The 12,225-nt window shown below is 45.9% G+C and carries 12 protein-coding genes; 2 read left to right on the top strand and 10 right to left on the bottom strand.

Features of this window, described 5'->3' with window-relative positions:
* From V7723_RS13525 to dctP, 8 genes are all read right to left on the bottom strand, one after another.
* On the bottom strand, positions 1-767 hold a 767-nt coding region (locus V7723_RS13525), incomplete at its 3' end, for an acyl-CoA dehydrogenase family protein (protein ID WP_335685016.1).
* 20 nt (positions 768-787) lie between these two features.
* On the bottom strand, positions 788-1,456 hold the full coding sequence (locus V7723_RS13530; RefSeq protein ID WP_335685017.1) for a nitroreductase: 669 nt from the start codon (positions 1,454-1,456) through the stop codon (positions 788-790).
* 36 nt (positions 1,457-1,492) lie between these two features.
* Positions 1,493-2,350 (bottom strand): MaoC/PaaZ C-terminal domain-containing protein, encoded by an 858-nt coding sequence (locus V7723_RS13535; protein ID WP_335685018.1) that lies wholly within the window; start codon positions 2,348-2,350, stop codon positions 1,493-1,495.
* Between the two features lie 10 nt (positions 2,351-2,360).
* Entirely contained in the window at positions 2,361-3,281 is a 921-nt protein-coding gene (locus V7723_RS13540; protein WP_335685019.1) for an SDR family oxidoreductase, read from the bottom strand.
* 185 nt (positions 3,282-3,466) lie between these two features.
* Positions 3,467-4,789 (bottom strand): malonyl-CoA decarboxylase, encoded by a 1,323-nt coding sequence (locus tag V7723_RS13545; protein WP_335685020.1) that lies wholly within the window; start codon positions 4,787-4,789, stop codon positions 3,467-3,469.
* Positions 4,790-4,797: 8 nt separating this feature from the next.
* Positions 4,798-6,105 (bottom strand): TRAP transporter large permease, encoded by a 1,308-nt coding sequence (locus V7723_RS13550; protein WP_335685021.1) that lies wholly within the window; start codon positions 6,103-6,105, stop codon positions 4,798-4,800.
* Position 6,106: 1 nt separating this feature from the next.
* Complete coding sequence (locus tag V7723_RS13555; protein WP_335685022.1) at positions 6,107-6,631, bottom strand: TRAP transporter small permease subunit; 525 nt, start codon at positions 6,629-6,631, stop codon at positions 6,107-6,109.
* A 79-nt stretch (positions 6,632-6,710) separates the two neighbouring features.
* Positions 6,711-7,727 (bottom strand): TRAP transporter substrate-binding protein DctP, encoded by a 1,017-nt coding sequence (gene dctP / locus V7723_RS13560; protein WP_335685023.1) that lies wholly within the window; start codon positions 7,725-7,727, stop codon positions 6,711-6,713.
* Positions 7,728-7,918: 191 nt separating this feature from the next.
* On the opposite strand from dctP, the gene V7723_RS13565 reads away from it, so the two are divergent.
* Together V7723_RS13565 and V7723_RS13570 are read left to right on the top strand one after the other, a co-directional pair.
* On the top strand, positions 7,919-8,587 hold the full coding sequence (locus V7723_RS13565) for a GntR family transcriptional regulator (RefSeq protein WP_335685024.1): 669 nt from the start codon (positions 7,919-7,921) through the stop codon (positions 8,585-8,587).
* Positions 8,588-8,612: 25 nt separating this feature from the next.
* The gene (locus V7723_RS13570) at positions 8,613-10,127 is read left to right on the top strand and encodes a malonate--CoA ligase (protein WP_335685025.1); all 1,515 of its coding nucleotides are present in this window, start codon (positions 8,613-8,615) and stop codon (positions 10,125-10,127) included.
* An 11-nt stretch (positions 10,128-10,138) separates the two neighbouring features.
* Here V7723_RS13570 and V7723_RS13575 read toward each other — a convergent pair whose 3' ends face one another.
* Together V7723_RS13575 and V7723_RS13580 are read right to left on the bottom strand one after the other, a co-directional pair.
* Positions 10,139-10,774: a CGNR zinc finger domain-containing protein gene (locus tag V7723_RS13575; protein ID WP_335685026.1), complete on the bottom strand. Its 636-nt coding sequence runs from the start codon at positions 10,772-10,774 to the stop codon at positions 10,139-10,141.
* 303 nt (positions 10,775-11,077) lie between these two features.
* The gene (locus V7723_RS13580) at positions 11,078-12,088 is read right to left on the bottom strand and encodes a glutathione S-transferase family protein (RefSeq protein WP_335685027.1); all 1,011 of its coding nucleotides are present in this window, start codon (positions 12,086-12,088) and stop codon (positions 11,078-11,080) included.
* Positions 12,089-12,225: the final 137 nt, after the last annotated feature.

Raw genomic sequence — 12,225 nt, forward strand, 5'->3', positions numbered from 1 at the left:
CAGCGGGCGTCGCCGATACATTCCGACGCAATAAGAATGCGCTCCGCATTCATCCCTGTGAGTATATACTTAAATCCCTTGCCTTCTTCACCAATAAGGCTGCTGGCGGGAATACGCATATTATCGAAGAAGACTTCTGTCGTTGCATGATTGATCATTGTTCGAATGGGGCGAATGGTCATTCCCTTCCCCACGACTTCCCGCATATCGACAATAAAGACAGAGAGACCTTCTGATTTTTTGCGCACCTTGTCCTTGGCTGTCGTCCTCGCCAGCAGAATCATTAAATCAGAATGCTCCGCTCGGGATGTCCAAACCTTCTGTCCGTTAACAACATAATCGTCGCCATCCCGAACAGCAATCGTTGAAATGCTGGTCGTGTCCGTCCCAGCCGTTGGTTCGGTAACGCCAAATGCCTGAAGACGAAGCTCACCGCTAGCTATTCCCGGTAAATATTGGTGCCGTTGTTCCTCGCTGCCATGCCTGAGAAGAGTTCCCATGGTATACATTTGCGCGTGGCATGCCGCACCATTGCACCCATTGGCATGAATTTCCTCCAGAATCATCGAAGCTATTGCCAGCGATAGGCCTGCTCCGCCGTATTGTTCTGGAATCAAGGAAGAAAGAAGGCCCGCTTCTGTAAGCGCATTTACAAATTCCGACGGATAAGCCCTATCCCTATCTTTCTGCTGCCAATAGGAACCGGGATACTGCTGACAGAGCTGCTGAACAGTTTGCCGTATTTGAGCAGTAACCTCTTCATCCATAACCTTTATCCTTTTCTCAACTAGAAGCCATGCAGAGTGGCGAAATTTTCAAACTCTTCGCGCTCAGAAGTCAGTTTATTTATAATCGCTGTTTCATCGCTATATCCAAGCGCCATACCACAGAACAGCATTTCATGATCCGCAAGACCAAGATGTTCTTGCAACGTTTCAGGCCAGCGGGCCCAGGCTTCTTGCGCACAGGTATGTAATCCGTATTCGCGGGCAAGCAGCATGATATTTTGCATGAACATTCCCAAGTCTGCATACTGGCCTATCTCCATCTGGCGATGCATAACAAAAAATATTCCAACCGGGGCATCAAAAAACCGAAAATTTCGAGACAGTTGCTTGAGTTTTCCCGGCAAATCATCCCGCGGAACGCCTATTAGCTCGTAAAGCATCTGCCCGACAATCCGTCGCCTCGTTTTATATGGATCCACCAATTCAGGTGGATATACGTTATATTCGGGATCTTCTTCTATCCCCTTTTTTAGCTTCCCAGCAATGTCATCTACGAGTGCCTTCAAGGGGTCATCGACCAGAACATGAACGTTCCACGGTTGAAGATTGCCGCCCGAAGGGGCTCGTTTGGCAATCTCCAAAATTTCGCGGATTATCTTTTCGGGAACAGGTGTCGGCAAAAATTGACGTATTGTCACACGTGTCTCAATTGCTTTTGAAACTCTCACCTCATTCTCCTGTTACCCGGAATGTGTTAAATCGCTTCAGGCTATTACAGCGCGGCCATTATTCAAAACAACCAAGTCACGTTCTTTAACCCGGCATCGGAATGATGTAATATTGTCGTCATGCCACATTTCCGTAACGATTGTCTCTCCAGGATATACTGGCGCAGAAAATCTCAATTTCAAGGATTTAAGTTTAGCCGGGTCATATCCACAAGCCTGCTTTACTAAAGCATGACCTGCAACACCAAGGGACGCCAATCCGTGCAGAATTGGGGCTTCAAATCCTGCAGATTTTGCGACCCGTGGATCCGCATGCAGTGGATTAAAATCGCCGCTTAATCGATAGATAAGAGCGGCCTGATCCAACGTTGGAAGCTCAACGATACTATCCGGCGCTCGATCAGGCAGCGTATGAGGTTTGGGCGCTTCAACCGCCGGTCCGCCAAAACCGCCATCTCCACGGCAAAAAGTCGTAGAAGACAGCGTCGCCAATAAATCACCACTTGCCTTTTCCCGGACTTCCCGGGTCGAGAACATTAACGCCCCACGACCTTCTCCCTTGTCGATGATCTCGGTGATCTTTGTTGTCCCGATAACCGTTCCCTTGGCCGGAAGCGTCTTGTGGATCTCGATACCTTGTTCCCCATGCAAAACCTTGACCCAATCAACCCCGAATTCTGGCTCCTTGAGAAAAAAGCCTGGATAGGCAAGGACGACAGACATAGTAGGCAAAGCCAGCATGTCCTCTTCATACGTGAAGCGCAGCTGATCCATATCCAACGGATCCATGGAGACGCCGACGCCTAATGCATAAAGTATGCTGTCTTTTGTCGTATAAGTCTGCTCGATATCATCGAACTTCCAATTTATAAGCTTATCATAATCGATCGCCATAATTTCCTCCTTACACCGGATCCCAGCAGAACACATCGCCAGACCGCTCAAGAGGTACTAGAGAGGATTTTATAGCCGGCCCAAACCGCGATGCGACCGTCTCAGGTGTCCAGCCTTCAGACGCCTGCAAGTTTCGTATCGGACGGGGCTGGCTCATCAGACACATCTCATTGTTCCGGACAACAAAAATCTGGCCCGTAATATCCGCTGCCGCATCTGCCAAAAGATAAACGGCAAGCGGTGCAATTTTTTCCGGGGTCATTTGCTGAATTTTTGCAACGCGTTCACGCTCCGCGTCAGTTCCTTGTGGAATAGTGCCAATCAAGCGAGACCATGCAAAGGGTGAAATACAGTTCGAGCGTACGCCAAAACGAGACATATCCAAAGCAATGGATCGGGACAAACCGGCAATACCGAGTTTTGCAGCCGCATAGTTGGCCTGTCCAAAATTGCCAATCAAGCCGGACGTAGATGTCATATGAACGAATGAGCCAGTTTGTTGTTCCCTAAAATAAGGCGCAGCAGCCCGGCTAACGTTAAAAGTGCCTTTTAGATGGACCGCAATAACCGCATCAAATTCAGCTTCCGACATTTTATGAAAAATAACATCCCGAAGAATTCCTGCATTATTTACAATACAGTCAATACTTCCGAAGTTAGAACGTGCGTCTTCAATCATCTGACCGGCATCATCAGCATTAGCCACATTTCCGAAATTGGCAATCGCCTCTCCGCCCGCATCTGCAATAGTCTTAACAACTTCCATCGCAGGAATTTGATCGGCGCCATCGCCTTGCTCCGTTCCGCCGAGATCATTGACAACGACTTTCGCACCATGCTCAGCAGCCATAATCGCTATTCCACGGCCAATCCCACGACCTGCGCCGGTGACAACAACAACTTTACCTTGAAGCATTTTTTCTTCTGACATCTCAGTCCCTTTATTCTTGTTTTTTATAAATCCACGAGACACTAACATTCATGAATGAATGTTTCAATCGGCAAATCAGTGAGCCAGAAGTTTTCATGGCCTTATGTAGAATTATAAACAATGGCTTGCCGTCGTCGACAAAAATATTGGCGTCCGGTCAAAAGTTTAGTCACCGAAAAGGCAGACTACTTTTTCCCAGCTTTGGAAAGCGACTGTATAGAAGACGAGGCTACCACTTTTCTTTCGTTTGCGTAGGCTTCGTGATTCCGCTCAATGTCTTTCGAATTATAGTAGTAGTTTACTAGTAATCCTGCCGACTGAAACAGCCCGTTGGCGGATTTGTCTCCCATCCAATTAAGTTGTTCCAGTCGCGCACCGTTGCCAAGGTGAAAGCGAGCCACGGGATCAAGCGGCCGTTCCCGGCTTTTCTCGTTAACCAAATAATGCGCACACAATTTTTCCAAAGGTTCTTTTAACTGATCCGTGACGGATGAGCTTTTGAACCACTCTTTTTCCTTAAGCAAAGATTTAGCGGCTCCAATTTCTTTAAAAGGAATACCCCCAACTTTGCCCTTTACAGAATTGAGCCATTTCATAAACCCTGGAATTGGAGATAATGTCGCAAAATGCTTAAGGTTCGGCAGTTCCGTTGAGAGTTCAGCCACAACTTGTTTAATCAAGAAATTACCAAAACTTATACCTTTTAAACCATCCTGACAGTTACTAATGGAATAAAAAATAGCGGTATCTGCTTTACGCGGATCTCCCCTCTCCGCTTCCTGTTGCAATAAAGGTTGCACCGCATCGGCCAATCCTTTCACCAGGGCAACTTCAACAAAGATCAGCGGTTCATCGGGCAAGGCCGGATGAAAAAATGCAAAGCATCTCCTGTCACTGTCCAGACGCCGACGCAAATCTTCCCACCCATCAATTTCATGTACGGCTTCATACTCAATCAATTTTTCAAGAATAACTGCTGGTGTGCGCCAATCGATCCGTTCCAGAGACAGAAAACCGCGATTGAACCACGAGCTAAGGAGATGACGCAAGTCATTGTCGACGGACTTTAACTGTGGATATTCTTTTAGTTGGCTCACCAGAAATTTGCGCATCCCAACAATAGCGGCTGTTCCTCCAGGCGCAAAATTCACCCGGCGCATAAGTTCCTGTCGCGGCGCCTCGATGGCGGCACTCAAATATTGATAATTCTGCGGACTTTGGTCCATCTGATAGGCGGACACCGCTTTATCAATACGGGCCTGATCCGGTGACATTTCATTATCCAAAAACAATAAAAAGTCGAGTTGATCCTTTTCCGACAACCCTGCCCAAACCTCAACAACTTCTCTCGCAAGCGCCATCCCAGACGCCTCGCCTTTCTGCGTCAATAAATCCCGACAAAGACCCTCAATACTGTGATTTCGGGTTTTACCTGTTCCCAAATCCAGCAGGTCCCGCCCCGTGTCAGCAATCGAATTAAATATCTGTGAAACAAATGTCGGACTCATCGTCTATATTATCCCATTATTTTAGTTGGCAACCAAGTCGCAATTTCTGGAAATACGCATAAAATAACAATACCAAGAACCATGCACAGCATAAAAGGAAGTGCGCCTTTTAAAATTGTTGGCAGTGAAATTTCCGGGGCGATCCCATTAATCACATACAGATTTAATCCCACTGGCGGCGTTATCAAACCAATTTCCATATTTATAGTCAAAATAACAGCAAACCAATAGGGATCAAATCCCGCACTTATAATAATGGGGAGCAAAATGGGCGCTGTCATGACAATCACGGCAACCGGCGGTAAAAAGAAACCTGCAATTAATAAAAAGACATTGATCATACCCATCAACACCCATTTATTGACGTCCAAGGCTGCAATATACTCGGCAACGGACTGAGTAACGAACAAGCTTGATAAGGTATAAGCAAACAGCGCTGATGATCCGATGATCATCAAGATCATAACGCTTTCACGGGTTGAACTACTGAGTATAGCCCATATCTTTTTTGGTTGAAAGATTTTGTAGATTACCGCGACCAATATGAGACAGAATAAGGCGCCGACCCCCGCGGCTTCTGATGGTGTAGCGACACCGCCATAGAGGACAAATAAAATACCGACGACAATGGCTAAAAACGGGGCAACACGCGGAAGGATTTCGAATTTCTGACGCCAGGAAAAACTCCCTATTTTCTCGCGAAAATCGTACCCACTACGCCAAGCGTAGAAAATAGCCCAGGCCATAAATAAAACCGTCAGTAATAACCCAGGCAGTACACCTGCCAGGAAAAGCCGGCCGATCGAGGTTTCTGTAGCAATACCATAGACAATCATCGTGACTGAGGGTGGTATTAATATTCCCAATGTCCCACCCGCGGCGATAGCTCCGGTTGCCAGACTATCGGGATATCCCCGCTTTTGCATCTCCGGAATACCCATTTTGCCGATAGCAGCGCAAGTAGCTGGTGAAGATCCACTCAGCGCTGCAAAAACAGAACAAGCTCCGATGTTGGAAATAATTAACCCGCCGGGTACACGGGTCAACCACCGGTCAAGAGCTTCGAAGAGATCTTTACCCGCTGGAGACGACGCAACGGCGGCGCCCATAACAATGAACATGGGAATGGAGACAAGCGAGAATTCACCAATTCCTGCAAAAAAGGTTTCCGCAATAACAGTAAGACTATCCACTCCCTCAAAAAACGTTAGAAAAGCGATGGAAACAAGGCCCAGTCCGAAGGCAACAGGCATCCCGGTTGCCAAGAGAAGTATAACGACAACTGCAGCAAGCAGGCCGACAAGGAGCGGATCCATTTTATTCCCCCTCCATCAGATTATCAGGCTTTGCAAAAGGTTCTTGAAGATTAAAAGCAATAGCAAGAATCTCTGCAATGTATTGAATGCACAACAACATTAAACCCACAAACATGGGTAAATAGGGGATCCATAACGGTAATTCCCATATAGTATCTGTCCGCCACCCGTTCTCGTATGCTTCGAAGAAAAAATCATAAGATTGCCAGGTCAAAACGGCACAAAAAGTAAGCGCCAATGCAGCAGCAACGAGCGCAAGTACTTTTCGTCCTGTCCGCGGCAAATAATGTGGCAACAAATCTACATTTACATGCCCTTTGACCAATAAGACATAAGGACTGCCCAGAAAAGTCGCGGCCACGATCGCATAGGTGACATATTCCGTCTGCCAGGCCGTTGACGCGTTGAGAAAATAACGCAAGACGACCATTTGACAGACGACTAGAATGGCAGAGGTGACGAGCAACGCCGCCAATACACCAAACAGCCTTGAAAGAAATTGAATGAATTGGATAAAGCTAGACATATCTGTTCCCTGTCGAGGGTAAAACGAAAAACTCCCGGCATTGCCCCCTCGACAATACCGGGAGTTTTCGGCAATCGATTTAGTCGACAGCCAAGGCTTTCTTGATCAAAACATCGCCGCCCGGAACTTTTTCCGAGAACGATTTATAAGATGTTTCATTGGCAATATCACGCCACGCTTTCGCCTGTTCTGGCGTCATGGTCACGACTTCGACGCCCGCATCTGTATATGCTTTTACAAGCTTGTCATCGAGCCCTTTGGCTGCGCCAAAGAAAAACTCTTCCGCAACTTTACCTGCGGCCATCAAAGCGTCTTGCTGCTCTTTCGTTAGTTTGTCGTAACTTTTCTTGGACATCAAAAGTGGTTCATACATAAACCACAGGGCATTGTCTCCAGGTGCTGTTAGGCATTTTGCTTGCTCATAAATTCGATAGGAAACGAAACTGCCTGAGCTTGTATTAGCTGCATCCAGAACTCCTGTCTGCATCGCATTATAGATTTCAGAACTGGGCATGGAAGCAATGGAGGCACCGGCACCAACGAGCATTTGCTCAAAAGCTTTACCGGCTGCTCTCGTTACCTGCCCTTTCATTGTCTCAGGGCCTGTAATGCATGTTGTTTTGGAAGCGAAACCTCCAGCCAACCAGGCGTCCGCAAGCACGACAATCCCTGCATCATTGATGATTTTCTTAATATCATCCATGAAGGGTGAGCTATTTAGGCGCATGGCATGGTCGTGGTTCTTCACAAGACCAGGCATCAGTGTTGCGTCAAATTCCGGATGACGGCCGGCCGCATAGGCCAATGGAAAGGCAGAAATATCAAGTTGCCCCTTAACCATCGCACCCCATTGTTCTTTGGGCTTGTATAGACTCTTTCCGGGATAAACCTTCACGTCGATACCGACGTCAGCATTACCAACTTCTCGGGCAATTATTTGCACCATTTCATCGCGCACATCGCCTTTACCACCTGGCCATTGATGCGAGGCCTTAAGGGTTTCTGCCTGCGCGGAAAAGCCTGTTAGGGCGGCCATTCCGACGCCCATTGCCACTGCCAGCGGCACGCTCTTTAATAATAATTTTTTTGTTTTCATTTTGATGTTCCTCCCAGAACCGGAAACGCTTTGAAACTTTTCAACGCGATAGAATAAATTGCCGCCTGCCTTCTTTATCGGAGATCGACTAAGAAGAATTGTATGTGACAAATTACTTCTTGTATACAAAAATTAATTCCCTGCACACATAATTGATGATAGACTAATCGGAAATCAGAAATGGATGTATTATGTCAACTTCGAGAGCAAGTGAACTTTTACCTGTATTAGAGCAAGAAATAGTGACGGGCACCCTGTCGCCAGGAACAAGGTTGGACGAAACCCTTCTTGCCGAGCGATTTGGCGTATCACGAACACCAGTCCGTGAAGCTTTAAATCGTTTGTCAGCAACGGGATTGATTGAGATCAGACCAAGACGCGGGGCAATCGTCGCTGAAATTTCCGTTCAGGACCTCATGAACATGTTTGAAGTCATGGCAGAGCTCGAAGCCACGTGTGCTAAATTGGCGGCGAGACGTATTACGCCGGACGAGAAAAAAGCTCTGTTAGAAGCTCATGAAGAATGTGATTCACTTGCTGGTGGCGATCAACATGATATGTATTATGAGCGCAACACTCACATGCATAACTTGATCTATCAGGCGAGCCATAATAATTTCTTAGAAAAACAAACAAAAGAACTTCGTCAACGGTTATCCCCTCACCGCCGGTTACAGGTTCGAATTCCTGGACGAATGGTCTCATCTTCGAATGAACATGGCGCACTGGTAACTGCCATTCTGGACGGGAATTCAAAGCTTGCAGAAAAACTAACCCGCGACCATGTTGCCATACAAGGGGAGCGATTTACCGATTTCCTTGCTACGCTTCCAGCCCACTATCTTCGTAATTCCGCCTAGCGATTAAAAGTACCGATAACACATTATGACAAATAAAAATCTTTACACGCTTTTCGAAGATCATTTTCCATCTGACAAATCAGCGATAGCTTTCGAAGGACCAGATGTTCAAACTTTTAGTTTTGAACAAATCGTTATTCGGTCTGCACAGATGGCTAATTTTATGACGGATCTCGGCGCAAAGCCCGGCGACCGGGTGGCGGTCCAAGTTGGAAAGTCTGTGGAAGCTGTAATACTTTATCTCGCCTGCTTACGTGCCGGATTAGTGTATCTGCCACTGAATACAGCCTACAAGGCTGCGGAAATCGAATATTTTGTTGGCGACGCATCGCCTGCCCTCGTCATTTGCGACCCCTCCTCTTTATCTGAAATCTCCAAAATTTCTACAAAAGCAGGTGTATTGGAAGTCCTGACCCTCAATGCAGAAGGTAGAGGTAATCTGACCGAAGGCGCCGCAAATTGCTCCTTTGACTTTACTACTGTAAGCCGTGCCTCAGATGATCTGGCAGCAATCCTGTACACGTCTGGGACGACCGGCCGATCCAAGGGTGCCATGCTTACACATGACAATCTGGCTTCTAATGCCCTGTCCTTGCACAAAACCTGGCGTTTTGACGAAGACGATGTGCTGCTGCACGCGCTTCCCATATTTCACGTTCATGGGTTATTCGTCGCTCTGCATTGCGCACTTTTGAATGGTAGTAAAATAATCTTTTTGACGAAATTTGATGCTTTGACTGTTACTGAATATCTCCCAAGCTCAACGGTGTTTATGGGAGTTCCGACATTTTATGTTCGCCTTCTATCTGAGCTGGGATTGACAAGCGAAATCTGTCGTAATATGCGCTTGTTCACGGCGGGCTCCGCTCCTTTGCTTGAAGAAACCTTTAGTGCTTTTTCAGAAAAAACAGGCCACGTTATTCTTGAGCGCTATGGCATGACGGAAGCAGGAATGATTACCACGAACCCTTACGATGGCGAACGCAAAGCGGGCACAGTTGGATTCCCGTTGGATAACGACGTGCGCATAACGGATGATGACGGCAAAATTGTCCCCGATGGTGAAATTGGCATACTAGAAATCAAAGGCCCTAATGTTTTCAAAGGGTATTGGCAGATGCCGGATAAAACGGCAGCTGAATTCAGAAGTGACGGCTTTTTTATAACTGGAGATATGACGCGCAAAGGCGATGATGGGTACTATCGAATTGTCGGGCGCTCAAAAGACCTCATTATTTCGGGGGGATATAATGTTTATCCAAAAGAAATCGAAAGCTTCATCGATGAAATGCCGACTGTTGAAGAAAGCGCTGTAGTTGGGCGACCCCATGTTGATTTTGGAGAGGCTGTGGTTGCATTTGTTGTGCCGACTGCCAGTACATCTGGCTTGCAGGCCTCAGACGTCACAGCTTTCATTAAGGAGAAATTGGCAAATTTTAAAGTGCCAAAACAAGTTTATATTGTCGATACGCTACCGCGCAATACAATGGGAAAAGTACAGAAAAACGCTCTACGCGAACTCGCATTGAAAGACGCCTAAACTGGAATTTATCAGGCTTCCTGTCGTTTCAAATATGCATTGACTTTGGCACGGTTCCCGCAAGTGGACATGGAGCACCAACGTCGCCGCCCATTTCGGGACAAATTTACAAAATATAAACCGCAATCGTCATTTGCGCATATTTTCGTCTTATCCGGATGATCAGAAGCCAAGAAATCAGCTATGTCACGAACGATTGGAAAAAGAAGTTTTTCTGGTCCCTCTTCCGCGATAACCGTTTTTAGCTCCAGGCCATCTTCTGACGGCACAACTTTATGAAAGCTCTTAAAGACTACCAAATGGCTGTTGATTTCTTCGAAAAATCCAGGATCCGCCGGCCACCCTTGAGCCATTTGCGTCAATACGGATTTAAACATTGTCCGCAGCTTCGTCAAACTATCCACAACGGCCTGACACCGATCAGGATTTTGAAACAAAAACATATGCAAATCAGAGGCTTCATCTTCGTGAAGATGGCCGTGGGATTTCAAAAAGGTTAGAAGATCTTCAAACGTACTAAGGCCGTCAGCTTCTTGGCCAACACGCTCATGGCTATTGGCAAAATCAATTGCCAGGCGACCGCCCAATGTATAATACCCTTCTGTATTCACAACTCCTGCTTTCACAAGAGCACCTATCTTCGCCACACGTCTACTCCGATTATTCCGTACAAAAAAAATCGTTAATTCAACGATTAACTGAACTCTACACCATTAAATATGGTTATACTAGTTTAAATGCCAAAAAATTAACCATATTTTTGATATTCCCAATTATCTAAAAATTAAAGATAATCTTCTAAATACTTGTTTTACATACTATATATTGATTAATAGCTCTGAACCATATCTCGCTCGAGAACAAAGAACACCATTTTATCTTCGCAACGCTTTCTAAAAGAATGACATACTCGTGAAATCCGGCGAAATTATGGTAAGATCAAAAAGTACTTACCACGCTTCTGCAACAAGAGCGGACAAACAATTGTTTTTTAACAATGTTTCTTCCAATTTCGCCCTGCCACCTACTTTGCGTAATTTATCTTTCAGTGCATGATGTGACCGAGCTGAATATTTGACGGCTTGTTGATTAAATGCACCCTTTGGCAACTCGACGGTGAATTCTGAAGCCTCTTCAAACACTGCTTTGGAATTAGCGACACTCCATGGCAAGTATAAGTTCCCGATTTCTGCCTTTATCAGTGGTTCCAATGTGGGAGCAAGATGTTCCCACTCTTCCCACTCCCCCATATTTTTTGGATCCAGCATTCGTTCAATCCAGGAAACAATTTCGGGAAATTTCTTGATAATGAGGGACTTCGTTGTCGGCTGCAACATGCAGCTATACAACTGCCCCCAAATTCCAAAATCGGCAAAACTAGGTCGCCCCCCAAATATATAGGGTCTGCGCTTCAAATGGAGTTCAAGCAGCATCAGAAGTGTATCGAGGGAACTCTCAATGATTTCCTTTGTACCTTCATGGGAACCGACAAACCGTAACCGAGGGACCATCCTCGCGCGGATTTGCACTGCCAGTTGTTCCCTTGCATTAGCATCACCATTGGGTAACGCAGATTGCGCCAAGCCATCCGCCACGGCAATTTGATCAACATCATTCCACCAACGATAATGAAACATGGGTTTATTAACCCATTCGTCTCCATAATCTTCAAGAAGAAAGGATAAGAAAGACAATTCAGTATCATCTGGCCGAATGCTATTTTCAGGGAAACGCGTTTCCATCAACTCCATTATAGGCGTAGAATCTTGTAGAACTTCATTTTTTGGTCCAGCCACAAGAGGGATAAGCGGCAGTTTGGCTAGCGCTCTAAATTCCGCAAAATTTTCATGGGTTCTTGGGCGCCATTCATGCGGAATGTTCTTATATCTAAAATAGGATCTGACTTTAACTGAAAACGGTGAGTATTCAGAACCATAGAGTATGTAGCTTTTTTCGGACATTGTTCCCCACCACTATTTTAAGCTTCTCAAATTATTGCAATTTGCCGACCCTATACAACACTAGTGAATGTTCTCAAAAAACTCAAAAAAGTTCTTTGGGACTCAGTATTCTGTTATAAACAATGCATAAAAAACAA

This window comes from Sneathiella sp., assembly GCF_036960985.1.
GTDB lineage: Bacteria > Pseudomonadota > Alphaproteobacteria > Sneathiellales > Sneathiellaceae > Sneathiella.

Coding starts and splice junctions, on each gene's coding strand:
- V7723_RS13570 (WP_335685025.1), top strand. CDS start 8,613: ATGACAAATAAAAATCTTTACACGCTTTTCGAAGATCATTTTCCATCT.
- V7723_RS13580 (WP_335685027.1), bottom strand. CDS start 12,088: ATGTCCGAAAAAAGCTACATACTCTATGGTTCTGAATACTCACCGTTT.
- V7723_RS13545 (WP_335685020.1), bottom strand. CDS start 4,789: ATGAGTCCGACATTTGTTTCACAGATATTTAATTCGATTGCTGACACG.
- V7723_RS13565 (WP_335685024.1), top strand. CDS start 7,919: ATGTCAACTTCGAGAGCAAGTGAACTTTTACCTGTATTAGAGCAAGAA.
- V7723_RS13555 (WP_335685022.1), bottom strand. CDS start 6,631: ATGTCTAGCTTTATCCAATTCATTCAATTTCTTTCAAGGCTGTTTGGT.
- V7723_RS13550 (WP_335685021.1), bottom strand. CDS start 6,105: ATGGATCCGCTCCTTGTCGGCCTGCTTGCTGCAGTTGTCGTTATACTT.
- V7723_RS13535 (WP_335685018.1), bottom strand. CDS start 2,350: ATGGCGATCGATTATGATAAGCTTATAAATTGGAAGTTCGATGATATC.
- dctP (WP_335685023.1), bottom strand. CDS start 7,727: ATGAAAACAAAAAAATTATTATTAAAGAGCGTGCCGCTGGCAGTGGCA.
- V7723_RS13540 (WP_335685019.1), bottom strand. CDS start 3,281: ATGTCAGAAGAAAAAATGCTTCAAGGTAAAGTTGTTGTTGTCACCGGC.